This window comes from Desertivirga xinjiangensis (assembly GCF_024436435.1).
Lineage (GTDB): Bacteria > Bacteroidota > Bacteroidia > Sphingobacteriales > Sphingobacteriaceae > Desertivirga > Desertivirga xinjiangensis.
Map to the genome: position 1 here is coordinate 45,717 of NZ_JAFMZP010000014.1, position 22,450 is coordinate 68,166.

General features: G+C 40.0%; 26 protein-coding genes and 5 tRNA genes. 2 read left to right on the top strand and 29 right to left on the bottom strand.

Annotation, left to right across the window (positions count from 1 at the left end; genetic code table 11):
- Positions 1–119: 119 nt before the first annotated feature.
- The 16 genes from rplL to J3P37_RS22075 all read right to left on the bottom strand — a co-directional run bounded on the left by rplL (position 120) and on the right by J3P37_RS22075 (position 7,840).
- Positions 120–497: a 50S ribosomal protein L7/L12 gene (rplL, locus tag J3P37_RS22000; protein ID WP_256014080.1), complete on the bottom strand. Its 378-nt coding sequence runs from the start codon at positions 495–497 to the stop codon at positions 120–122.
- Positions 498–557: 60 nt separating this feature from the next.
- Complete coding sequence (gene rplJ, locus J3P37_RS22005) at positions 558–1,076, bottom strand: 50S ribosomal protein L10 (RefSeq protein ID WP_256014082.1); 519 nt, start codon at positions 1,074–1,076, stop codon at positions 558–560.
- 2 nt (positions 1,077–1,078) lie between these two features.
- Positions 1,079–1,777, bottom strand: coding sequence for a 50S ribosomal protein L1 (gene rplA, locus J3P37_RS22010; protein WP_256014085.1), 699 nt, complete (start codon positions 1,775–1,777; stop codon positions 1,079–1,081).
- Between the two features lie 22 nt (positions 1,778–1,799).
- Positions 1,800–2,243: a 50S ribosomal protein L11 gene (rplK, locus tag J3P37_RS22015; protein ID WP_256014088.1), complete on the bottom strand. Its 444-nt coding sequence runs from the start codon at positions 2,241–2,243 to the stop codon at positions 1,800–1,802.
- Between the two features lie 124 nt (positions 2,244–2,367).
- Positions 2,368–2,910, bottom strand: a complete 543-nt coding sequence (gene nusG / locus J3P37_RS22020) for a transcription termination/antitermination protein NusG (protein ID WP_256014090.1) — start codon at positions 2,908–2,910, stop codon at positions 2,368–2,370.
- 10 nt (positions 2,911–2,920) lie between these two features.
- A complete protein-coding gene (secE, locus tag J3P37_RS22025; RefSeq protein ID WP_256014093.1) occupies positions 2,921–3,115 on the bottom strand; it encodes a preprotein translocase subunit SecE in 195 nt (64 codons plus the stop codon).
- Positions 3,116–3,128: 13 nt separating this feature from the next.
- Positions 3,129–3,199 (bottom strand) — tRNA-Trp (locus J3P37_RS22030).
- 52 nt (positions 3,200–3,251) lie between these two features.
- Positions 3,252–4,439: an elongation factor Tu gene (tuf, locus tag J3P37_RS22035; RefSeq protein WP_256014095.1), complete on the bottom strand. Its 1,188-nt coding sequence runs from the start codon at positions 4,437–4,439 to the stop codon at positions 3,252–3,254.
- A 58-nt stretch (positions 4,440–4,497) separates the two neighbouring features.
- Positions 4,498–4,569: transfer RNA gene (locus tag J3P37_RS22040), tRNA-Thr, on the bottom strand.
- Positions 4,570–4,633: 64 nt separating this feature from the next.
- Positions 4,634–4,706 (bottom strand) — tRNA-Gly (locus tag J3P37_RS22045).
- A 69-nt stretch (positions 4,707–4,775) separates the two neighbouring features.
- Positions 4,776–4,856: transfer RNA gene (locus J3P37_RS22050), tRNA-Tyr, on the bottom strand.
- 70 nt (positions 4,857–4,926) lie between these two features.
- Positions 4,927–4,999, bottom strand: a tRNA-Thr gene (locus tag J3P37_RS22055).
- A gap of 191 nt (positions 5,000–5,190) precedes the next feature.
- A complete protein-coding gene (gene hpf / locus J3P37_RS22060) occupies positions 5,191–5,532 on the bottom strand; it encodes a ribosome hibernation-promoting factor, HPF/YfiA family (protein ID WP_256014098.1) in 342 nt (113 codons plus the stop codon).
- Entirely contained in the window at positions 5,529–6,428 is a 900-nt protein-coding gene (locus J3P37_RS22065) for a tyrosine-type recombinase/integrase (protein WP_256014100.1), read from the bottom strand. Before J3P37_RS22065 ends, hpf begins: the two co-directional genes overlap by 4 nt.
- Positions 6,429–6,501: 73 nt before the next feature.
- Complete coding sequence (rpsU, locus tag J3P37_RS22070) at positions 6,502–6,693, bottom strand: 30S ribosomal protein S21 (protein ID WP_207427737.1); 192 nt, start codon at positions 6,691–6,693, stop codon at positions 6,502–6,504.
- Positions 6,694–6,808: 115 nt separating this feature from the next.
- Positions 6,809–7,840, bottom strand: a complete 1,032-nt coding sequence (locus J3P37_RS22075; RefSeq protein WP_256014103.1) for a GntR family transcriptional regulator — start codon at positions 7,838–7,840, stop codon at positions 6,809–6,811.
- Between the two features lie 396 nt (positions 7,841–8,236).
- Here J3P37_RS22075 and J3P37_RS22080 point away from each other — a divergent pair, with 396 nt between their 5' ends.
- Complete coding sequence (locus tag J3P37_RS22080) at positions 8,237–9,367, top strand: sensor histidine kinase (RefSeq protein ID WP_256014106.1); 1,131 nt, start codon at positions 8,237–8,239, stop codon at positions 9,365–9,367.
- Between the two features lies 1 nt (position 9,368).
- Here the strand turns inward: J3P37_RS22080 and J3P37_RS22085 are convergent, their stop codons facing one another.
- The gene (locus J3P37_RS22085; protein WP_256014108.1) at positions 9,369–11,231 is read right to left on the bottom strand and encodes an LTA synthase family protein; all 1,863 of its coding nucleotides are present in this window, start codon (positions 11,229–11,231) and stop codon (positions 9,369–9,371) included.
- Between the two features lie 243 nt (positions 11,232–11,474).
- Between J3P37_RS22085 and J3P37_RS23185 the strand changes: the two genes are divergently transcribed.
- Complete coding sequence (locus J3P37_RS23185) at positions 11,475–11,765, top strand: hypothetical protein (protein WP_369414110.1); 291 nt, start codon at positions 11,475–11,477, stop codon at positions 11,763–11,765.
- 25 nt (positions 11,766–11,790) lie between these two features.
- On the opposite strand, the gene J3P37_RS22090 is transcribed toward J3P37_RS23185, so the two are convergent.
- The 12 genes from J3P37_RS22090 to J3P37_RS22145 form a co-directional block, all read right to left on the bottom strand.
- Positions 11,791–12,300, bottom strand: coding sequence for a hypothetical protein (locus tag J3P37_RS22090; RefSeq protein ID WP_256014110.1), 510 nt, complete (start codon positions 12,298–12,300; stop codon positions 11,791–11,793).
- 4 nt (positions 12,301–12,304) lie between these two features.
- Positions 12,305–13,459, bottom strand: a complete 1,155-nt coding sequence (locus J3P37_RS22095; RefSeq protein ID WP_256014111.1) for a PilN family protein — start codon at positions 13,457–13,459, stop codon at positions 12,305–12,307.
- 71 nt (positions 13,460–13,530) lie between these two features.
- On the bottom strand, positions 13,531–15,408 hold the full coding sequence (locus J3P37_RS22100; protein WP_256014113.1) for a secretin GspD/PilQ domain-containing protein: 1,878 nt from the start codon (positions 15,406–15,408) through the stop codon (positions 13,531–13,533).
- Positions 15,409–15,454: 46 nt separating this feature from the next.
- Positions 15,455–16,882 (bottom strand): GspE/PulE family protein, encoded by a 1,428-nt coding sequence (locus tag J3P37_RS22105; protein ID WP_256014115.1) that lies wholly within the window; start codon positions 16,880–16,882, stop codon positions 15,455–15,457.
- Complete coding sequence (locus tag J3P37_RS22110; protein ID WP_256014118.1) at positions 16,879–17,409, bottom strand: hypothetical protein; 531 nt, start codon at positions 17,407–17,409, stop codon at positions 16,879–16,881. Before J3P37_RS22110 ends, J3P37_RS22105 begins: the two co-directional genes overlap by 4 nt.
- An 84-nt stretch (positions 17,410–17,493) precedes the next feature.
- The gene (locus J3P37_RS22115; protein WP_256014120.1) at positions 17,494–17,919 is read right to left on the bottom strand and encodes a type IV pilin protein; all 426 of its coding nucleotides are present in this window, start codon (positions 17,917–17,919) and stop codon (positions 17,494–17,496) included.
- Between the two features lie 124 nt (positions 17,920–18,043).
- Entirely contained in the window at positions 18,044–19,186 is a 1,143-nt protein-coding gene (locus J3P37_RS22120; protein WP_256014123.1) for a type II secretion system F family protein, read from the bottom strand.
- Positions 19,173–19,733, bottom strand: coding sequence for a PulJ/GspJ family protein (locus tag J3P37_RS22125; RefSeq protein WP_256014126.1), 561 nt, complete (start codon positions 19,731–19,733; stop codon positions 19,173–19,175). Before J3P37_RS22125 ends, J3P37_RS22120 begins: the two co-directional genes overlap by 14 nt.
- Positions 19,723–20,091 (bottom strand): hypothetical protein, encoded by a 369-nt coding sequence (locus tag J3P37_RS22130; protein ID WP_256014128.1) that lies wholly within the window; start codon positions 20,089–20,091, stop codon positions 19,723–19,725. Before J3P37_RS22130 ends, J3P37_RS22125 begins: the two co-directional genes overlap by 11 nt.
- Positions 20,073–21,374, bottom strand: a complete 1,302-nt coding sequence (locus J3P37_RS22135) for a hypothetical protein (protein WP_256014130.1) — start codon at positions 21,372–21,374, stop codon at positions 20,073–20,075. The genes J3P37_RS22130 and J3P37_RS22135 overlap by 19 nt, the downstream gene beginning before the upstream one ends.
- Complete coding sequence (locus J3P37_RS22140; RefSeq protein ID WP_256014132.1) at positions 21,371–21,958, bottom strand: toxin-antitoxin system YwqK family antitoxin; 588 nt, start codon at positions 21,956–21,958, stop codon at positions 21,371–21,373. The genes J3P37_RS22135 and J3P37_RS22140 overlap by 4 nt, the downstream gene beginning before the upstream one ends.
- Positions 21,955–22,449: a hypothetical protein gene (locus J3P37_RS22145; protein WP_256014135.1), complete on the bottom strand. Its 495-nt coding sequence runs from the start codon at positions 22,447–22,449 to the stop codon at positions 21,955–21,957. The genes J3P37_RS22140 and J3P37_RS22145 overlap by 4 nt, the downstream gene beginning before the upstream one ends.
- Position 22,450 lies beyond the last annotated feature (1 nt).

Here is a 22,450-nt window from a genome sequence, read left to right on the forward strand (position 1 = left end):
GTGACTTATTTCGGGATTATCCCCAATCTTGTAAGTCAAACAAAAATGGGTACAATACAAATGGCAATAGACCCCGACGAAAGTCGGAGTCTAATCCATTAATCTATTGAGTTAAGAGCTTACTTAATCTCAACAACAGCTCCTGCTTCTTCTAATTGTTTCTTCAAAGCTTCAGCTTCGTCTTTAGCAACACCAGCTTTTAATTCTTTAGGTGCACCGTCAACTAGATCTTTTGCTTCTTTAAGACCAAGACCTGTAAGATCTTTAACTAGTTTAACAACAGCTAATTTCTGACCACCAGCTTCTTTCAAGATCACGTCAAATGCAGTTTTCTCTTCTGCAGCAGCAGGAGCATCAGCAGCAGGACCAGCAGCAACAGCTACAGCCGCAGCAGCAGGCTCAATACCATATTCATCTTTTAAGATCTGAGCTAATTCGTTAACTTCTTTAACTGTTAAGTTTACTAATTGTTCAGCAAACGCTTTTAAATCTGCCATTTTATTTAAATTTTAAAATTCAATACTTTTTTTAATTGTCAGAACTTTCAGGTGTCTGACTTAACCTCTTTCTTGTAATGTTTTAACTAATCCTGCGATAGTAGTTCCACCTGATTTAAGAGCAGAAACAACATTTTTAGCAGGCGATTGCAACAATCCGATGATCTCGCCAACAAGTTCCTCTTTCGATTTAAGCGTAGCCAGAGCATCAAGTTGATTATCTCCAACAAATACAGCTGTGTCGATGTAAGCACCTTTAACTAAAGGCTTATCATTACCTTTTCTTAATTCTTTGATCAATTTTGCAGGAGCACTTGCTACTGTAGAAAAAAGAATCGTAGAAGAACCCTTTAACACACCGTTTAACTCAGGAGAATCAATTCCAGCAGCCTCAAAAGCCTTGCGGATAAGAGTGTTTTTTGCTACCTGAATAGAAATTCCGTTTTCGAAGAATTTACGGCGGATGTTGTTAATCTTAGCAACAGTAAGGTCAGAAGTATCAGTAATATAAAAATTACCGTATTCTTTGATCTGCTCGGTTAAAGCTTGAACAATTTCTTGTTTTTCTTCTTTTCTCATGATTAGATCCCCGCTACTGTTTTAGTTTCAATTTCAATTCCTGGGGACATAGTAGAAGAGATATGGATACTCTTAAAATATGTTCCTTTAGCTGATGATGGTTTTAATTTTGATAGCGTTTGAAGAACCTCCAAAGCATTCTCATAAATCTTATCAGCAGGGAAAGATACTTTTCCTATTGAAGTATGGATGATTCCGGTTTTATCAACCTTGAAATCAATCTTACCACCTTTAACATCAGTTACTGCTTTTCCTACTTCAGTAGTCACAGTTCCTGATTTAGGGTTAGGCATAAGGTTACGCGGACCTAAAATACGTCCAAGTCTACCTACTTTAGCCATCACACTAGGCATGGTGATAATGATATCCACATCGGTCCATCCACCTTCTATTTTGGCAATATACTCATCCAGGCCAACGTAGTCTGCTCCTGCAGCCTTAGCTTCTTCCTCCTTGTCGGGAGTTACCAAAGCCAGAACGCGAACAGTTTTACCTGTACCATGAGGAAGGGTAGCAATACCACGTACCATTTGATTTGCTTTACGAGGATCAACGCCTAAACGAACGTCAATATCTACAGAAGCATCAAATTTCGTGGTAGTTACTTCTTTAACTAATGCAGAAGCATCTTGTAAAGAGTAAGACTTACCAGCCTCAATTTTGGATAGTGCCTTTTTTTGATTTTTTGTTAATCTAGCCACTTTCTTAACTGATTTGAATTAATTAACTGTTCCAGGGAGCATTACCGGATACGGTAATCCCCATACTGCGTGCTGTACCGGCAACCATTTTCATGGCCGACTCAACAGTAAATGCATTTAAGTCAGGCATTTTATCTTTTGCAATGGTTTCCACTTGTTCCCAAGTAACCTGAGCAACCTTCTTACGGTTAGGCTCTGCAGACCCGCTTTTCAATCCTGAAACTTCCAATAGCTGAACAGCTACAGGAGGGGTTTTAATGATAAATTCGAATGACTTGTCAACATAGACAGTGATTACAACAGGCAAAATTTTACCTGGTTTATCTTGGGTACGCGCATTAAACTGCTTGCAAAACTCCATGATATTAACTCCTTTAGCACCTAATGCAGGTCCTACCGGAGGTGATGGATTAGCAGCGCCGCCCTTGATTTGTAATTTTACTAACGCACCGACTTCTTTTGCCATTTTAATTATTTATTTAGTACTTAATGTTAGTAGTGGAAGCATGTAACATTTAAGATCTTGGTAGATTATGAGATAGTGAACTGAGATCTGAAATCCCGAATCAACTATCTATATATCTTTTATATTATTCTTTTTCAACTTGCATGTAGTTGAGTTCCAGAGGGGTACGACGTCCAAAGATCTTAACCATAACTTTCAGTTTTTTCTTCTCTTCGTTTACCTCTTCAATTACACCTGAAAATCCATTAAACGGACCGTCCATAACTTTAACGTTTTCGCCTACGTAATAAGGCACATTCATAGTTTCTCCCTGGGACGACATTTCATCGACCTTACCAAGGATCCTGTTAACTTCCGCCTGACGCATAGGAACAGCATTACCGCCTTTATCGCCAAGAAATCCAATAACACTATTTACGTTCTTAATAATATGCTCCAATTCACCGTCAAGCGCAGCTTCGATCAGAACATAGCCGGGATAATAATTACGTTCCTTTGCAATTTTTTTCCCTTCGCGCATCTGATAATATTTTTCCATAGGGATCAAAACCTGAGGAATCAAATGCGAAATTCCAAGACGATTGATCTCGGATTCTAAATATTGTTTTACTTTCTTTTCTTTGCCACTAACAGCTCGTACTACGTACCATTTCAGTTGATCACTCATACTTTACCTATTAAGCAACTGATCCATAGAACAACTTCAAGCCGCCTCCAGCTAATTGGTCCATTACTAGGATAAGCAATGCAATAATTAATGAAGCAACAAGAACGATGACAGCTGAATTTTGCAATTCAGACCAGGTAGGCCAAGTAACCTTCTGGGTCATTTCATCGTACGATTCTTTTATAAATTCAACTACGCTAGCCATTTTAAAGCTTTAGCACGGGAACAAGGATTCGAACCCTGATCAAAGGTTTTGGAGACCTCTATTCTACCGTTGAACTATTCCCGTGTATTAAAAAGCATAGTCTACAGTTGTGCAGACCATGCTTTATATTTTAATATTATGCTAAGATCTCAGTTACCTGACCAGCACCTACTGTTCTACCACCTTCACGGATAGCGAAACGTAGACCTTTTTCCATTGCGATAGCGTTGATCAACTTAACAGTGATTGTAACGTTATCACCAGGCATAACCATCTCTACACCTTCAGCTAGTGAAATCTCACCAGTTACGTCTGTAGTACGGAAATAGAACTGTGGACGGTATTTGTTGAAGAATGGAGTGTGACGACCACCTTCAGCTTTTGATAATACGTAAACCTCAGCTTTGAAATCTGTGTGAGGAGTTACTGAACCTGGTTTACAGATAACCATACCACGACGGATATCAGTTTTCTCAATACCACGTAATAATAAACCTACGTTATCACCTGCTTCGCCTCTGTCTAGGATCTTACGGAACATCTCAACACCTGTTACAGTTGATTTAAGATTTTCAGCACCCATTCCAAGGATTTCAACCGGCTCACCCGAGTTGATTACACCACGCTCGATACGGCCAGTTGCTACTGTACCACGACCAGTGATTGAGAATACGTCCTCAACTGGCATCAAGAATGGAAGATCAGTCAAACGTGGAGGGATTGGAATGTAGTTATCTACAGCGTCCATTAACTCCATGATTTTAGCTACCCAGCTTGCATCTCCGTTCAAACCACCAAGAGCAGAACCTTTGATTACAGGAATGTCATCGCCAGGGAAATCGTAGAATGATAGTAATTCACGAACTTCCATTTCAACTAGTTCTAACAACTCAGGATCGTCCACCATGTCAACTTTGTTCATGAAAACAACAAGTGCAGGTACACCTACCTGACGAGCTAACAGGATGTGCTCACGAGTTTGTGGCATAGGACCGTCAGTAGAAGCAACCACCAAGATTGCACCGTCCATCTGAGCCGCACCAGTAACCATGTTCTTCACATAATCCGCGTGACCTGGACAGTCAACGTGAGCATAGTGACGGTTAGCTGTAGAGTACTCAACGTGTGCAGTATTGATAGTGATACCTCTTTCTTTTTCCTCAGGAGCAGAGTCGATTGAGTCAAATGAACGAGCCTCAGACAAACCAGCGTCAGCTAATACTTTCGTGATAGCTGCAGTTAAAGTAGTTTTACCGTGGTCAACGTGACCGATAGTACCGATATTTAAGTGCGGCTTACTGCGGTCAAATTTTTCTTTTGCCATGTTTTTATACTAATTAGTAGGTTAATTTTATATTAATATACGAAAATTAAAATCGCTGAGCCAATGATGGGACTTGAACCCATGACCTCTTCCTTACCAAGGAAGTGCTCTACCGCTGAGCTACATCGGCTTTTAATGCTAAACAGTTAACCACTAAGCCTAATGCTTAATAATTAACATACGATTAGCTCAAGAGCGGAAGACGAGGTTCGAACTCGCGACCTATAGCTTGGAAGGCTATCGCTCTACCAACTGAGCTACTTCCGCTTGGTACAATGATTGCAATATATCAGAAAGAACTCTTTCCTAACAACACATTCAATCAAAGAGTAAAAGTGGGGGGAGAAGGATTCGAACCTTCGTAGCCGAAGCAACGGATTTACAGTCCGTCCCATTTGACCGCTCTGGTATCCCCCCAGTTGTTTTTTTCGGATTGCGAAGGTATAAATTAAATTACAACTTCCAAATTTGAATCAAAAAAAAACTGAGCCTCCTATCGGGATCGAACCAATGACCTACTGATTACAAGTCAGTTGCTCTACCAGCTGAGCTAAGGAGGCTTTTATAATTTAACTTTAAACGTTTTCAACCTGTTAAAGAACATTCCTTTTCTTCGTTTTCTTAACTTAAGAACCTCTCCGAAAGGGAATGCAAATCTACACAAATAAAACTCACCGCAAAATTTTTTTCAAAAAAAATCCGGAGGTTTAAAAACCGCCGGAAAAGCCCTCAACCTTGATTTATGGTCCTGCTAAAAAATGTCGACTGACGCCACTTCTTCTTTGTAATTATTGATACGAGTACGTGTCTTAGTTTTATGCTTATCAACCTGTCGTCTTAATGATTCTATTGCAAGATCGGTAGCCTCTTCAAACGATTTACATTGCTCTTTGGCAAAGAGTTGCACACCCGGGATATTCAGTTTAATTTCAGTAATTTTATTCCCCTCGTCTTCTGTATTCTCCAACTTAAGATATACTTCGGCACTGATGATCTGATCAAAGAACTGATCCAGTTTATCAGCTTTTTTCTGAATGAAACCTAAAAGTTTCTTGTCTGCATCGAAATGAATAGATTGAACACTAATTTTCATTTTTCCTCCTTGGTTAAAGCTCTTGGATGAGCCTGTCTATAAATTAATTTAAGTTTTTCAACGGAATTGTGGGTATACACTTGTGTTGCTGCCAGGCTTGCATGACCCAGCAGTTCTTTTATTGCGTTTAGATCAGCTCCATTATTTAACAAACTTGTAGCAAAAGAATGTCTTAATACGTGCGGGCTTCTCTTTTGATTTGTCGAGATGTGTGACAGGTACTTCTTTACTATCTTATAAATAAATGCAGGCGTAGCAGCCCGTCCGGTATCTGTTACGATCAGGGAAGTTATACTTGATTCAAAAGAAATGTCTTTTTTCTCCTTTATATAACGGGTAACTAACTTCATAAGCGAAGCGTTTACCGGAACAAGCCGCTCTTTATTCCGTTTACCAATAATCCGGAAATATTGCTCGTAGTGATTTATATCTGAATGCTTAATTGCTACTAATTCGGACAAACGCATGCCAGTGCCAAACAGAATTTCAAGAATCAGCCGGTCACGCAGCCCGGTAAAGTCTTTAGGGAACAGGTGCTCGCTATCCAGTAAGCTGTTCATCCTGGATTCTTCGATCACTACCGGAAGCTTTTTGGGGATTTTTGGCGACTGAACCTGTAATACCGGATTGTCTTCTACTAATTGCTCTCTCTGAAGAAATTTGTAAAAACTGCGTAGTGTTGATAATTTCCTGGTGATGGTTTTGGGTTGGCTTTTTGCGTCCATGAGTTCAACAAGCCATGACCGCACATCATGATGCCCCACATCTGAAAACTGCCGGCTGCGTTTCGACAAGAAAGCCTCAAACTGCTGCAAGTCTTTTATGTATGCAGTGACAGTATGAGCTGAGAATCGTTTTTCGTATCGTAAATAGTTATTAAAACGCTCTAAAAACATCAAAACCTATTTGTATATCACTTAAAGCAATATACAAATAGGTTTGATATGAAAAAATGATTTATGAAAAAAATTAAACAGTCTCCTGGTTGAGAGTTTGTTTGTAAACAGCCTTCTTAACTACGTTACGGCGAGCTACAGATTTTTTTTCAAAAGCCTGACGGCTACGTAATTCTCTTAATACACCTGTTTTCTCAAATTTTTTCTTGAAGCGTTTTAGGGCTTTATCTAAAGATTCGCCGTCTTTTACGTTGATAATGATCATGTGTTATACCTCCTCTCGATTTTTTAAGGACTGCAAATTTAAGCAAATTATTGAGAATCAAAACATTGATTTTAAAAATAATTGCGTTAGCAGTAAAAACATGTTTCAACCTTATCTACAAAGAGTTACGGTGGGTAATTCTAAACGGAACTTCAACATGCCTCCTTGAGTTATCAAGTATCATTTTAGCTGCAATAGTGCCCATTTCATAAAAGTCAGTCGAAATAGTCGTAATTCCGTTCAGGATAATCTTCTTCAAAGGGGTTTCATTATATGAGATCACTCCTACCTCCTTGCCAACAACCAGCTTGGATGACATAATTTTTTCGATAAGGATAACAAGATCATTTTCCATCAAATTTATGTACACCTCTCCGGCGGCGATCAATTCACTATCAATATCGGTTATCACTTTATGATTAAACGCATATTGCTGGCAAAAGCGAAGGAAACCTTTCTTTATTTCTTTTGGGTAATAACTCTTTTCGGGAAAGATTAATTTTATTGTATGGTATTTACTGAGAGCTTCCCTGGCTTGCTCTAAAGCACTGTAAATATCCCTTTCAAAGTTTTCATAAACAGCTGCATATTCGCCTTCCACGCCTGGAACTTTCTTATCAAGAAGAACTAGTTTTTCTTTCGGAATGGTATTAATGATCTCATAAGCGTTTTCACCACCTTCAATGAAATGCGGAATTACAACATAATGAGAATATCCATCCATTTTATTCCCCAGCAACTTCTTAAACAGTTTAACGTCATTATTGTAGATATAAAAATCTACTCCAACCTGCTCGCCCAGGGCAGATACAAAAGCGTCGTAAACCAGCTTTTTGTGAGAACTGAGTTTATTGAACAACAAGCAAATGCGCAGGGTTTGTCTGAAGTCTGTAGCCGTGATATAATAACCTTTGCCCGGGATAGAGCCCAGGACACCTAACTTTTTCAGGTATTTATATCCTTTCTCAGCTGTATCACGGGATATTTCTAACTCATAGCTTAACTCATTGATAGATGGAAGCATATCATTCTTGTTGATCTTACCTCCTTCTATAGCTGCTAATATCGAATTGGTAAGCTGCAGATATTTTGGAGTAGCAGAGTATTCGTCAATATGTATATGCTCAAAAATCTTAGAAGGTTTCATTGATGTCTTCAGAATTGGTTTCTAAGATATAAAGTTTTAGGCAGAAATGGCTTCATTAATGTTTCAGGTCTTCTCTGGACATCCTCATTATTGCGAATGTTTCCCGGGGAACAATGAAAAAGCGCGCCCTGAAAGCCCATAAGAAATAGGCACCGAACTAACTGAACCACTGGTACGATGATGAAATTAGGGGAACCGTATTGAAAAATTGGGGCGCGATTTACCCTTCCCATTTCACAACAGCACCTTAAAATACAAGACTAGAACGAAATAAATATAAAAAGTATCAGATTCATGGCTTCATCTTTCCAATTCCCTCGAATTCAGTAAATAATGGTATTGATTTTGTCTCGTTCGATTAACCATTATAATCAAGATTATTTTTTTGGCGGTATTATGGATGTAAAGGAACAAAAGCTTAGTCTTACAATTTCTGACGGCTTGCTTAAGAACTTAGAGGGGATGTTCTATAAACTAAGCTCCCCCCCGCAGCTCGCTATGATTTATGTCAGCAAGGTATGTGAAAGGATGACCGGCTATTCTCAGGAAGAATTGCTGACAATTGACTTTTTAGATATTATTTATCCAGACGACAGAGGCCGCATCCTTTTGCAATTTGAACGTGCACTAGGTGGTGAGCGTATCAACAGTCTTGAGTATAGGATCATCTGCAAAGATGGAAAATTAAAATGGGTAAAGGACATTTCCCGTATTTCATATAAAGAGCAAGAAACTGGCGACATAGAAGGATATATTATCGACATTACAACTGAGAAAAACGAAAAAACAACCATAAAATCCCTGAAGCAACAACATGACGGACTGCTAACCGAACTGACTCATAAATACAACGAGCTGATGCAGTTTAACTACATTGTATCTCATAACCTCCGTTCACCTATAGCAAATATTATTGGACTTACAGAGATCATCAAATTTCACTATGCTGATGAAGCATCGGAAACAGGTGAACTTATAAATTTTATTGCCGATTCAGCGCAGTCTATCGATACCGTTATTCAGGATCTCAACCTGGTTCTATCGTCCCGAAAACCTATGAATGAGAAGTTTGAAATGATCAGGCTAAATGAAATTATCAGCTCGGTAAAAAGCAATCTTAAAAAACAGATAAAAGAAAGCAGGGCAACGTTCAATATTGATATTCCAAAAGAATTAGATCACGTAAGATCCATAAAAAGTTACCTTCAGAGTATCTTCTATAACCTGATCAGCAACGCTATAAAGTATAGAAAAGAACGAATGGATCCCGCAATTTCTATCAAAGCAGACAAACAGGATACTTATCTCAAAGTGCAGGTTTCGGACAAAGGCCTGGGAATGGACTTGAATAGCATCGGGGATAAGCTCTTTGGCTTGTATAAAAAATTTAACTTTGATAAAGAAGGCCGGGGCCTTGGACTACACATGACCAAAACCCAAATTGAGTCAATGGGAGGCCGTATAGAAGTCATCAGTGAGCCCGATGAAGGCTCTACGTTTACATTTTTTCTGCCCTTACTGTCTTAACTTAATAATCCAGGTACTGTTGGTAGACACTTTGCATATACGCTTTACCGTTCTTCAACAGATCTTCTTCCTCTTTAGAGGGCAAGTCCTGAGATCTGTAAATGATTTCTTTACCTACATTATCAAATGACAACACCTGCTGACTGCTGTTTACAAACCCGAAACCGTTATCCCAGCTAAAAAAAGCATGGCCCGGAACGGCTGGATTTAAGAGGTCTTTACTCCAGTGGAAATTGGAATGTGGAATATTTAATTGATTGAAGATTGTAGAGGCTATGTCAGTCTGACTTCCCACCTTGTTTGCCTTCATTCCTCTGAACTCTGGTTTGATCACTTCACCAAAAAACAATAGAGGAATACGGTATCTGCGGGGGTCATAGATTTCATATTTATTTAAAGGCAAGCGGTGTCCATGGTCGGCCACAATCACAAAGAGAGTATTTTTATACCAGCTTCGTTTTCTGGCCTTGTCTATAAAACTTCCAAGACACGAATCAGTATAAAAGGCCGTACTTCTAAATTTGTTTTCTACTTCATCACCCTTAAATCGCGGCTGCACCGGCAATTCAAAAGGCTCGTGGTTTGTAAGGGTGAGGATCACTGAACAAAAAGGGGACTTCGAACTAAGTTCCTTGTCCAGTAACCTATCGTACACAACATCATCGTACGCGCCCCATTTCGAGTTCATGTCCTTCTTATCAAAATTCGTTTTGTCCACAAGGTCCAGACAGCCATTATTCAAAAGGTATGACTTAATGTTAGCAAACTCACTTTCTCCTCCATAATAAAAGGATGTGTGATAGCCATAGTTCAGCAGTGTCTCATAAACAGAAGGCAACTGAGCATTTTTAGAGTTTTCTTTGATGATGCTGCGAGTGGCCTGTGTCGGAAAACCGCTTAAAACTGATACGATGCCTCTATCGGTCCTGTCGCCTGAGGAATAAATATTATTGAAGTATATACCCTTTCTACCCAGTTCATCTATGACCGGAGCTGTGTTCTTTTCGCCACCCAAACCCGCCACTAAATCAGCAGTAAAACTCTCTAATATGATAAAGACCAGGTTAGGCTGGTTAGACGACAGGATCTTGATGGTATTCGGCTCTTCTTTGGGATATAAGTTGCTAACTGTACGCCTTGCCTCCTCTATTTTAGTATATTCAAACGGGTTCTTATTGTTTGAAATATTTTTGAAAGAGCGCATTAAAGCCCACTCAGTATTAACCGCCGCGTGATTTAAAACCGGAACAGAAGAATAGTATGCCATACTCTCATTCGCTGGCGCGAGTTGCCAGCCGCCCCGGATGGCTAGAAAGTTCAAGCCGAGGAGCAGCGGGGTCATCACTACTTTTAGTGCAATGGGGACGTTCTTAACAATGTGAAACTTCATTATCCTTCCGGAAAGGTAAAAGCCTGGAATAATTAAGATTGCAAGTACAAAAAGAGAAAGAAAAATCGGAGAAGATGCACTGCTCGCTATAGCTTCACCGGGAGTGCTAAATAGAAATTCAAAAGCCCTGTAATTGACCTTTGTGCCCCATTCGCGGTAAATATTAAAATTTATCACTGTAATAAGGGCACATATTACGATAAGGGCTTTAATGTATATCCGGAAAATCCTATTTGATGGTCTTAATCCGGGAATATTCATAATGGCAAGAAAAGCCAGTAATGGCAGAATTGAAGCATAACCTAATGCCGACATATCAATTCTTATCCCATGCCAAAAACTTTTGAGGATCTCCGCAAACGATATCCGCTGAAGTTTATTTCTAAAAATCAGCAAAAAGATCACTCTTTCGGCGAAGAAAAAGACCATCCAGAAAATAAAATACCTGATGATGGCAAGCAGGTTTTTAAGCATTGAATCAATATTAATTTTATGCGAATGTAATACATTCTGCTTTGATTCAAAGCCTCCGCAAGAGTAGCCCAGCTAAGGGTATACAGAAGTCCGTTGCAAATCAGGCTGGACCATGAACGTTAAAAAGCACCAATTTTATTGTGTTATTTTACCCACTTAGCCGGGCAGCATGCATGAAAAACAAGCACACAATGCACATATCGTCAGCAGTTTACAATTCACATTCAAGATTAAAAACTAGGGATCGCGCACAGTATTGAGACCTATCAAAACGGAGTACTAGTAGGAGGCATTATAGGGTATGCCATAAATAGTTACTTTGCAGACATCACCTTCTTTAACACAGTTGATAATGCCAGTAAAGCCGGATACTACTATCTCCTGCCAAAATTAAGGGAAGCTGGCTTTCAATTACATGATTCAGGATTTGGCAATAATTGGTTCAGCCAGTTTGGAGCAGTTGACATGCCAAGAGAAGAGTTTAAGATGAACTTAACGAAGGCAATAGTGAGCCCCGCTAAATTTACCAATTAAGTTCCTGCCCTTCCTTTTTAATCTGCTACAAAAGGATCTGGAGAAAGACTTCCAAACTTAGTCGTTGACTAGCGGTTGGGGGAAGTTTCTTTAAACTTAGACATCGGATTACTCCGACATTCCTTTGAGCATGGATCTTCTGAATAAAACGAAGAAGTGAATAATAATCGCCTTCGAAATTGAGCCGCTGGATAAGGTACTTGTCAGATTTTAGATAAGCGTCTTTAACCGGCAGTTCGGTCAATCTTACATTTTCCGCTTCAGCCAAAGCAGCTATTTCTGCAATTGCTCTCCCTCGAAACACCAAAGAATCGATCTTGTACTTGTTTATTATCCTGTCGAGATTCGTATTTTTTCTATTTAGATATTCAGGCTGGTAACTCAAATCTCCAAGAGTATCAAGTTTTCCCAACAGCTCCCTGTTCAGCATAAAGGCTTTCCATGTTTTTTTTAGTGCCAGCTGATAAGCAAGAAACATGAACAGCATTATCACGCCTGGTAGTATTAAAATCTTTGCTTTTTTTCTGTCAAACATAGTTCTAGAAATTGATCAGCAACACGAATTCCCCGGTTTCCGACTCCTGGTTATAAGTGTAGCTCTCTAACTTTACCATTCTTACCCAGGGAATCTTTTCCAACTCTGACATCCAGTTGTTCACCGGAACGATTCTTTTTGAGCTTCCCGTAATTTTGATAGTGCGGTCATTAAAAAGCACTTGCTGTAAATTTCTGCTTCCGGTAAGATCAAGCGGATTTATTGCAAGTTCATTCCAGCTCACTTCATCCGGAAGATTTAAAGCTAGCTGATCAATCAAAACAGCTTTATTATAATGACCATTCCATCCTAGTTCCTGCAGCTGAGCTTCTTTACTTTTTATCAGGCCAGCGAGGGCAGCATGTTCACGCGTACCGAATACCGAACGGTTCACACGGTTGCTCAGTTCCCTATTTTCAGCATTGACGCTCCAAAGCACCACCGAATTGATTAGCAGGATCACGAAAAACGCTAACAGCGCTCCTGCAACCGCAACCTTAGTACGTTTACTCGATATAAGTAATTTAAAATCTTTGTCCAACTGGGGCACATGAGCCTGTACTGTCTCTGCAAAATGGGCAAAGAGTAGCTGGAAGGCAGAAGAATAAGCCAATAATAACTGCTCCTCTAACACCTCATTTTCTATTTTCAGAGGGAACGGTGCATGCAACGAGCGATCATAACGGTATGACTCCCAATCCAGCTCTTCAGTCCTGATTATTAAATGCCCGTCAAATATCAGAGTGTCACCATATACATTTAGCTGAGGAGCGATCATGTGGACCGGAAATGGCCCAAGACTTAACATCAGAGGGTTTAAACCAAGGTTGCTGCATAGTGTTAGCCACCGGTCGGCCTCGGTTTTACGGATGACTGAGATAAAAGATCTGAGTCCCGAACGAAAGTTTTGAATATAGAAGTCATTCATATTTGCCCCCGGAAAACTTTGAGCAAACTGCAATGAGGTGAGAACCGAAGTATTTTCTATTTGCTTATGCAGCACCCCCTTTCCATTCAGGTTCAGAGCAATGTTTGCCTCTTTGGAAAAATAGTCACTGAGATCGTTCAAAGATTTTAAGCCGGAAACCTTCTTCACAAAGTCCAGCCGGTTCCTATGCCTTTGAATTTTACATGCTGACAGATCAATAGAGTTATCCATATTTATATGCAGGCTTAACCCAAGCCCAGAATACACCTGTAGAAATCGTTCAAACATATGCTAACGGACCCTTAATAGATGATCGTTGGTTTAATAAATACAATGGTTACCACCTTCGAGCTGGACTTAGTTTTGCTGCTGAAAATCCACTTCAGAACCGGAATACGGGATAATAATGGTACCCCTGACCCTCCGTCACTCTTCTCAGCCCGTTCAAGCCCACCCAACACGATCATATCCTCATTTCTGGCCCTGATAATAGATTCAAACTTGCTGTTAGAAGTTGGTGGAGGAGCATTATTAGGTGGAACTCCAATGAAGTCAGAGATATCCACCTTTATATTTAGTGTTACCTGATCGTCGCCAGAAACGATAGGCTTAATATTGATCGCCAAATTTGCTTCCACAGGCACATATTCGTCAGTAAAAATGTTTTGAGTACTGCCAAAAGAAGGAAACACATTTTGCTTTCTAATAAGGTAGTAGCGTTTAGAGCCGATACTTAAAGTTGCAGAATGGCCATTTAATGTAGACAGCTTGGGTACAGAGCGGACTTCAACATTATCATTTTCTTCCAGAGCGCTCAGTCCCACGTAAAAATTCGGAGTTACTCTCCCCAGATTCACTGCGCTTAAGTTTCCAAGCCGGGATAGGAAATCGTTAATAGCTCTTGCCCCCAACGTGTAATCTATACCCGGCAGAACGGTCCCGCCAGTTTTTATACTGTCTGAGATTCCCGCTTTAATCCCTGTTTTCACGCTCCGGTTCTTACGGATGTCGATCAGATTTACTTCAATTAATACCAAAGGGACAAGCTGATCCAGTTGTTTAACAAAGGACGTGATCTCTTCAATCTGAGGTCTGGAGCCCGATAACAAAATGGTATTTTGCTCCCTAAATTCCCGTATCTCCACTCCTTTTCTCCATTCGTTCGGAATCATTGCCTGGATAGTGTCTACAGAACGGTTCTGCAACTGCAGAACGCGGTTAGTTCTTAGTCCCTCAAGGTTTCGGTCACCAATGAGATAAACATCATTTTCTATTTTATAAGTATAGTTTGTACCTTTTAAAAGTGATGTTAAAAATTGTTCATAGGTGATATCGTTAACAGTCGTAGAAATACTGTCTCTTATATCTGAGTAAAGAAAGAAATTTTTGCTAGCCTCCTGTGATGCAAGTCGTATCAGGTCGACTATTAATGCACCGCTGGCATCTATAGAAAGCAATCTCTGCCCTTTATTATCCACTCGGCTCACAATACTCACCAACGACTCCGATCCGCTCAAAGGTTTAAACATTTTCCTTACAGCTGGCTTCTTATCAGGATTAATAAAAACTTCTTCATTTTCCTTAAGAGCCTGAAAAATGTACACATCATCACTCGTTTTTAACAAATTGATTTCGTTTGCAAAAGCAAGCTTTTCCAACGCGGTTTCCAGAGGTGCTTCTTCAAAGAATCCACTTACTTTTTTATTAAAAAGAGAAGACGTAACCACAATGCTCTTACCTGTGATTTGAGATATCCGCCTTGCTACATCGGGAAGCGAATCATTACTTAGTTCCAGGCTCAGTAAGTTGGAATAACTATTGTAATTTGCCTTTATCTGCGGATTGAAGCTGTTTGTTCGTTGAACCTGAGTGATGGTTATGATAGAACCTGTCAGGCTTATACCCAAGTAATATTCTTTTGCCAGGAAAGTGAGAATGTTCAGAGGAGTCTCATTATTAAAATTAGTATATACCTTAAAATTCAGTTTCGGATCGATGTTAAGGTTCAATTTGTTGGACTGCGCAAGAGCTCTCAAAAACTCTTTAACAGGAACCCCCGCTACTGATAACTGCACCTTCTGTTTTAATCCCGGGACAGTAGCCGATAGTTCATCCAGCTGTTTACGAATAAGTTCTACCCGGTCTTCCTGTGCTCTTACCGGGCAAAAAAGCGTAATCATTTGTATTAAAATAGTACATGTAAACAGTTTAATCATCAGCTCTCTCTCAATAATTGAATAACAAAGGATAGATCTCTTCCAGTGAGGTCTCGCCCTGTTCAAACAGGAAAAATGCATTTTCAGCAAGCGTTTTAATTCCCCTTCTCCCGAGCGATTCTTTAACGTACATATTCTCGTTTTTTATTTCCATTGCCAGATCTTCGTCTACCGGTATTACCTCATACACGGCTTTTCGTCCATAATACCCTGTATAGTAACATTTTTCACATCCCCTGGGCATATAATGGGTTTCAACGACGTGAAACGGTATGAAGTGACGAGGATACAGGTCCTGGTCAAGTAAATGAGGTGTTTTGCAGTGGGGGCATAATAAACGTATTAAACGCTGCGCGGCTGTGGTATTCAGGGTATTGGCAACCAGGAAAGCTGGAATACCCATATCGATTAAACGCGATACAGTTCCCCAGGCAGAGTTCGTATGAATAGTGGAAAGTACCAGATGGCCTGTCAGAGCCGCTCTTATCGCCATATTCGCAGTTTCGGTGTCCCGAATTTCACCCACCATAATTACGTCGGGATCCTGACGTAAAAATGTCCTTAAGGCGGCAGCAAAAGTAAGCCCGATCGATTCTTTCAACTGAACCTGGTTAACCCCCTCGAGGGTGTACTCAACCGGATCCTCAATGGTTAAGATATTGCGTGTCTCTTTATTAAGCAGCTTTAATGTCGCATATAAAGTTGTTGTCTTCCCAGAGCCGGTAGGACCACTTAACAGGATAATTCCATTCGGTCGTCTGATCCCCTGCATAAAGTTCTCAAGATCAAAGTCTGAAAATCCCAGACTATTCAAGTCGATTTCGGTAGCATCATTACTTAGCAGGCGAAGAACAACCTTTTCACCATGAAGAGTTGGTAAAACCGATACCCGGATATCGAACTGTTTATCATGGAAATTAAAATTTATTCTACCGTCCTGGGGTAAACGTTTCTCCGAAATATCGAGGTTGGAAAGGATCTTTATCTTATTAATAAGCGCGGGGTAATTCTCCTTGTCAAGAAGGTATCGTTCTACCATTAAACCATCGATCCGGATACGAACACGACATTTTCTTTCATATGTCTCTATGTGTATATCACTGCTTTTTAAACCTTTAGCCTCGCCTATTAAACTGAGCAGGAAATCATCCGCATCGTACTGAGAATATAATTGAGTACCTCCGGATGCTGCGTTGTCTTTGATGTAGTATTTGGATAGAAGACGATTTGTTTCGACAACCGGAAGAGGTTCCAGTTCGATATTATATCCCAGCAATACCTCCAGCTCAGACTGCAGGTTAGCCAGATTGGCAGAGTCTTCGCAATAGAGATACAACGTTTCACCTGTTCTCGCTTTTGGCAATATCCTGTAATGCCAGGCCTGGTCTTTCGTTAAAAGATGAATATTTTCGGTTACCAATATGATATCCTCAGTCATATCCATATTGCTAAGTGTTCCAACAGCCAGCTATCTCTTGTAAAGTCAATATTCTGATTGTGCCAATCCGTTATAAATACTCCGCAGAATAAAAACGCCTGCAGGCCTGCCAAGGGAATTTGCGAGCTCCGGGCATTCGTTAATAAGGACCAGCTTAACCAGATAAGTAATACTATGATCAGACTTGTGAGATAGAATAAAACGAAGTTTAATGTAGAGAAATAAAAAGCAATACTTATCAGGAACAGGATATCACCCCATCCTATCAAGTCCTCAGTAAGCTCCATTCTCACGGCCCATTTGATTGAAAAATACAATTTCAGTAACAGGAACTGACTCATCAAAAAACATATATTTGCACCAGCTGTCTGGGCAAGCTCAGCCAAAACCTGGTTTTTAAGCACATGATTTACTATAAAGAAGACTATCAGCAGTGGAAACCAAAAGGCATACACCAGGCGGCTCCTAATATCCTGCAAAGTAATGGCCAGCAGTATCGCGGGAATACAAATCGCAATAAACCACATTGTTTTTATTTATAAATTATAGGTTCTAAGTTGTATGTCTAGCCAGAAGCTTAAACTTATAACTTACAACCCTATTATGACCAATTAATCAGGCGTAACTTCTTTCAGGTTTTTATCCTGGTCAATTTCCCAAACATTAAAAGTTCCATTTCCATTAAAATCAACAACCGCCGTTGCCCTGGCTAAAAAACCTGTATTTGACGCCTGTACAACCTCAATCCTGTAATTCGCTTTTCCATCCTCACCCTCAGTACTTAACTTCTCCTGCAGAAAGCCTATCTCGTTGAGATCTGTACTATATTTAGATTTCTCATAGAAGAAATTTTTCTCCTGGGTGTGTAAATGCTCTAACTGGACTTTTGCTTCAGTAGATTTCGCTTTAGTAATTAAAGGAAGAAGATTAGGCAAAGCCAGCAGCACTAATATTCCGATGATCACCAAAACCACTAAAATCTCTGTCAGAGTATAGCCGGAAAGCTTCCGCTTTAGATAGATTGGACTGTTTTTCATTTTCATAGTGATAGGTTATTAAGATAATAGCTTCGATCAAACTATTGTTTGGGGCAGAAAAATGTGAAAACTGTAACATTTTGTGCAAATCTTCCTTCTGCAATTCACACATGTTGGTCGGCGTTCAAAAGCTATTGCTCATCTGAAAGAGGGGCAGATACATGGCAATTAAAATGACGCCTACTACCAGTCCCAAAAAAATGATGATTAAAGGTTCTATCAAACTACTAAGTGTTGTTGTTTTGTATTCAACTTCTTCAATGTATTGATCAGAGATCTTACTAAAGAAATAATCAAGTTTATTCGTTTCTTCGCCTACTTTTAGCAACATGACCATTTTTGGAGGATAAATTTTGAACTGTTGCAGGCTTTCATTTAGCGATTTTCCCTTCAGAATATCTTCCTCAATAACCGGCAGTGATGCTTCTATAGGATAATAATGGATCATTTTACTGATCAAAGTGATTGATCTAAGCAGTGGGATATGGGCATTGATAAGTAAGCGCATAGAATTGCAAAACCTTGCCAGATAGATTTTTTGCACCAGCGAACCAGCAACCGGAATATGTAGGATCACTGCTGAAAAAAATGCTCTGAAGGATTCCGTTTTCCTGTTCAGGTAAAGGGATAAGCCTGAAATAAGGAAGAGTAACAAGACAATAAAAAAGTGTTTCTCCATCCAGCCGGATATTGCAATGATCAACCTTGTAATCCATGGCAGCTCACCTCCAAACCTTTGAAATACATCACCAAACATCGGCACTATGAACTTAAGCATAAAAACCACTGCACCCAGGGAAGTTAAAAGAACAATTGAAGGATAAGTTAAGGCAGACACAATCTTACGCCGCTGTTTGATCTTGTTTTGATAGTATTTCGCCAGATCCTGCAAAATTTCTATGATTTTCCCCGTTTCCTCACCTATCTGAATGCTATAGATTTCATAGAGAGAGAACCTTCCGGTAGTGTTAAGCGCCTGTGAAAAGCTCATTCCACCAATGACGTATGCTCCTATACTTTTAAAAAGCATTCTTTGAATTTTTTTCTTTTCGTCCGCAGCTATAAGATCAATGCTGCTCTTTAAGTCGATACCAGCTTGTAATAATGAACTTAGTTCGAGATAAAAACTCTCTTTTCTTTTATCGCCCAGAGCCTTGCGGCCAAACGATATTTCATAGTCCAGCAAAGCAGGCAAGTCGCTTCTATGGACAGTCTCCGTTGGCATCTTAGGTTTAGGCTGATATCTGCTCAGATCAATTGATGGCATGGATTCCTCGTTTAATTAAGTCAACAGAACTATATCTTTTTTTATAGATAAACCTTACCGGCGAATTGTTAAACAGAACAGTTAGGGCTAATTCATCAACACGCAGGTGTTCTGGTATGTCAAAATCTGTTTTCAGAACGTCAGGACTTGCTCTATTATAAGCATTACCTGCAGGGATTTTTATGTTTTCACACATAAAGTTCTTGTCTTGTACAGAAAGCCTGAATGTATCAGCTAATTCCGCTCTTCTAATAATATTACTTTTATTGAACTCATAGGATATTCTCTTATTTCCTTTTTTTGCATACAACTGCCCTGACAACAGCAACAATTGATCGGCATTCCTAAAATCATGTTTCAACAGCCGGTCCAGCTGGATAAGTTCAGCAAAATGCTGATTACGCTGCCTGTAGTCTAAATAAGCTTTATTAATAAGAAAATATACACTATAGGCAATCGATACGACCAAGGCCGCAACTATCATCGACACTGTCAGCTCCATAATGGTAAAAGCAGGTAATTGCTGTAAACGCCTGTTACTGTACATAAACAATTTTCCTCCCTTCAGCCAGTTTTTGCTCGTCTTCGTTGTAGATGACAACCCTTACTTCCCTGAGCCGGTCGTCACCCCGGTATTTTAACACCTTTCTCTTTACTATAAAATCAGCATAGTTGAAAGTCTGTTCGGTAATAAAAGGAGCAGATTCACATTTAGCAAGAAAAAAGGTAAGTGTCGACATGGCCTTAATCTCCTTCAAAGACACCGACCTCCGGCTTATATTAGTAACGATCCCGGTAGCAATTGCAAAAATGATCATGATCATGATCATTGACACGATCACTTCCAGTAAGGTGGAAGCCTTAAGTTTCCCACCCGCCTCTTCCTTTAGTTTCCATCCAGCCATTGCATAACCCTTCTTCGTTTTGACAGATCTCTGAACAATGTACTGGTTAAAAAGTAGGATGAAAGACGTTCAGTATCTATCCGTGTATCGATAATATAATTCTCAAACATGCTGGCATTTACTTCGTGAAGCAATTTATTTGCTGTTATATTACCTGAAACCTCCGCACGCTCATTGAAGCGGATCATCCCGCCTGAATAAACCTGGCCCCTAACCAGTACATCTTTACCAATATCAATCAGTGTTTGCCCGTCACTTTTTTTCTTTTCATAGGCGAACAAAATTCCATTAAATATGGAAGCTGTATCCAGATAGATCCTTGACTGACTATTAGCCCCGGTATTGGCGTTTAGAACGGCCAGACATGATGGATAGCTGAAAGAACAATTCTTTCCTGTCACAATAGAATCTCTCGCAAACAATTGACACCTGCCAGAGAAGCCGCTTCCCACATGGATAGATTTCGCAAAAACCAGTACATTATCAAGAGACGCTGTGCTGTCTATGCTTATATGATCATCAGAATACAGAATCAGGTTCCCTTTCAATCGTATATTGGACAGCCGGACAGAGCGTTTTCTGAAGTGATAGGTCTTACTTGGCTGACTAAAAGAATTTTCAATAAAGTCTGATCCTTTAAACGTACTGTCGACTGATGGCGTTCCGGCTAAAGCCTTTTCGAGATAACCTAACCGCGACTGACGTAAAGAAGGTAAGCTGCTTTTACTCAGGCGGCGTGAGCCTAAAACGATCCTTTTATCCCCCTCATATTTTCTTCCTTCGACATATACTTCCAAAATTCCCGCCTTCGGCAAATATGCATTGCCCTTTATACGAGTTTTGCCGCTAACATATAAAGGTGATTGCTGATCCGCCACATACAATGCAGACCAGCGAAGGCTATCGAGAGTATACGCTATTAAAAAACTTTGATTTAACGTATCCCTTTGTTTAAATGCTTTAACCGATCCCACATCATAAAGGCCCCAGGGCACAACCTTCAGAGATACTGAATCGTCATGATTATTGTACAAACTAATGAGCCTTTCATTATAGAATATTGAAGAATCCGAGCCGAGAACCAAACTGATACCAGATTCAAGATTGTTCTGGAGTAGGTCTAGCCTCATTTTATGCTGATACTGAAGACGGTAGAAATAGGCAGAAACGATCATCGCTGAACATAGCGTGGCAATCACCAGCGATATGACAATCACAATATATAAAGCAGAACCAGCCAGCTTTGGCGGCTTTAACTTCTTGGTAAAAGTACCGGCGCTCATATATGGCGAGCTTTAAAAAGATTGTATAAAAAACCTGAGCGAACATTGCCCTGAGATGGACTCCCGTCTTTGTATAATATGACCTCCAAAGAATCACCTTTATACTTCTTTAAAGCTCCATGTAACAAGTCCTTTTTATACGTTCCCTCTTCTTTTATTTTACCCACAGTGTCGAAGGTTTGAAAAACTCCATTTCTCAGTCCGTTCTTCCAGCCCAGCCTTTCAATCAAATTTCCCTTTTCATCCCATGCTTTCCAGGTGCCATCTTTAAGGCCCTCAGAGTACGATCCCTGAGCCCGAAGGCTTTTGCTTCTGTAATATTCTGAGTAATAACCATTAAGCAATTTCCCACTAAAGCCCCCCTGGGTGAAATTTATCTGGTTTGAGGCATACCATGCATACCTTAGATTGAAATTCAAATCCTTCATTCGCTTCACCGGTTTTATCTCGGCCTGAACAATACGATCCTCATACAATACTCTGATCCTGTATTGATAAATCTCAGGCGTTTTCTGGGCGGTGATAGATATCCACATCATCAATGTAAATGAAACAAGCAGGTATCTGATAAGCATACTAGTCATTGCGGGTTATAAATAGATATGAATCTTGTTTTTCCCATCTGGGATACTTTTATGGAGTCTCGTAAGTTTTTAATTAATTTGATATCATCTCTTGTTTCTCCTTCAGCCATCAAAACATTCTTTCCTTTAAGGTTCAACATGGCAAGCAGCTTTTTTGATCCCGGATTCCTTATATACCCGGAATAAGTAATTGCGCTCCAGTCCGGCTCTGGTATCTTCACAGGATCTGAAAGTGAGCTTGATGCATAGACATCAGGCTGCTGATCCGGCTCGGAGCGTATGGCAGAAAGCCTGAAAGGATCCGGATAATTCAACCGAAGAGCCGTTGTATCTATTAATGAATAGTCATTAAACTCTTCTTTAAAAAAATCTCTGTTGCCCCGCAGTTTATTTTCCTCACTGGCTTTTGATGAAAAGATCCTGATAAAGATCACCGCCCAGATAGCTGCGGCCAGAGCCGCTAACACATAAGTTGACCTTTTGCGTTTCATA

What these genes read in the sequence shown, in the direction of transcription:
- rplL (WP_256014080.1), bottom strand. Translation starts at nt 497, where the DNA reads ATGGCAGATTTAAAAGCGTTTGCTGAACAATTAGTAAACTTAACAGTT.
- rplJ (WP_256014082.1), bottom strand. Translation starts at nt 1,076, where the DNA reads ATGAGAAAAGAAGAAAAACAAGAAATTGTTCAAGCTTTAACCGAGCAG.
- rplK (WP_256014088.1), bottom strand. Translation starts at nt 2,243, where the DNA reads ATGGCAAAAGAAGTCGGTGCGTTAGTAAAATTACAAATCAAGGGCGGC.
- nusG (WP_256014090.1), bottom strand. Translation starts at nt 2,910, where the DNA reads ATGAGTGATCAACTGAAATGGTACGTAGTACGAGCTGTTAGTGGCAAA.
- secE (WP_256014093.1), bottom strand. Translation starts at nt 3,115, where the DNA reads ATGGCTAGCGTAGTTGAATTTATAAAAGAATCGTACGATGAAATGACC.
- tuf (WP_256014095.1), bottom strand. Translation starts at nt 4,439, where the DNA reads ATGGCAAAAGAAAAATTTGACCGCAGTAAGCCGCACTTAAATATCGGT.
- hpf (WP_256014098.1), bottom strand. Translation starts at nt 5,532, where the DNA reads ATGAAAATTAGTGTTCAATCTATTCATTTCGATGCAGACAAGAAACTT.
- J3P37_RS22065 (WP_256014100.1), bottom strand. Translation starts at nt 6,428, where the DNA reads ATGTTTTTAGAGCGTTTTAATAACTATTTACGATACGAAAAACGATTC.
- rpsU (WP_207427737.1), bottom strand. Translation starts at nt 6,693, where the DNA reads ATGATCATTATCAACGTAAAAGACGGCGAATCTTTAGATAAAGCCCTA.
- J3P37_RS22075 (WP_256014103.1), bottom strand. Translation starts at nt 7,840, where the DNA reads ATGAAACCTTCTAAGATTTTTGAGCATATACATATTGACGAATACTCT.
- J3P37_RS22080 (WP_256014106.1), top strand. Translation starts at nt 8,237, where the DNA reads ATGGATGTAAAGGAACAAAAGCTTAGTCTTACAATTTCTGACGGCTTG.
- J3P37_RS22085 (WP_256014108.1), bottom strand. Translation starts at nt 11,231, where the DNA reads ATGCTTAAAAACCTGCTTGCCATCATCAGGTATTTTATTTTCTGGATG.
- J3P37_RS22090 (WP_256014110.1), bottom strand. Translation starts at nt 12,300, where the DNA reads ATGTTTGACAGAAAAAAAGCAAAGATTTTAATACTACCAGGCGTGATA.
- J3P37_RS22095 (WP_256014111.1), bottom strand. Translation starts at nt 13,459, where the DNA reads ATGGATAACTCTATTGATCTGTCAGCATGTAAAATTCAAAGGCATAGG.
- J3P37_RS22100 (WP_256014113.1), bottom strand. Translation starts at nt 15,408, where the DNA reads ATGATTACGCTTTTTTGCCCGGTAAGAGCACAGGAAGACCGGGTAGAA.
- J3P37_RS22105 (WP_256014115.1), bottom strand. Translation starts at nt 16,882, where the DNA reads ATGACTGAGGATATCATATTGGTAACCGAAAATATTCATCTTTTAACG.
- J3P37_RS22110 (WP_256014118.1), bottom strand. Translation starts at nt 17,409, where the DNA reads ATGTGGTTTATTGCGATTTGTATTCCCGCGATACTGCTGGCCATTACT.
- J3P37_RS22115 (WP_256014120.1), bottom strand. Translation starts at nt 17,919, where the DNA reads ATGAAAAACAGTCCAATCTATCTAAAGCGGAAGCTTTCCGGCTATACT.
- J3P37_RS22120 (WP_256014123.1), bottom strand. Translation starts at nt 19,186, where the DNA reads ATGCCATCAATTGATCTGAGCAGATATCAGCCTAAACCTAAGATGCCA.
- J3P37_RS22125 (WP_256014126.1), bottom strand. Translation starts at nt 19,733, where the DNA reads ATGTACAGTAACAGGCGTTTACAGCAATTACCTGCTTTTACCATTATG.
- J3P37_RS22130 (WP_256014128.1), bottom strand. Translation starts at nt 20,091, where the DNA reads ATGGCTGGATGGAAACTAAAGGAAGAGGCGGGTGGGAAACTTAAGGCT.
- J3P37_RS22135 (WP_256014130.1), bottom strand. Translation starts at nt 21,374, where the DNA reads ATGAGCGCCGGTACTTTTACCAAGAAGTTAAAGCCGCCAAAGCTGGCT.
- J3P37_RS22140 (WP_256014132.1), bottom strand. Translation starts at nt 21,958, where the DNA reads ATGACTAGTATGCTTATCAGATACCTGCTTGTTTCATTTACATTGATG.
- J3P37_RS22145 (WP_256014135.1), bottom strand. Translation starts at nt 22,449, where the DNA reads ATGAAACGCAAAAGGTCAACTTATGTGTTAGCGGCTCTGGCCGCAGCT.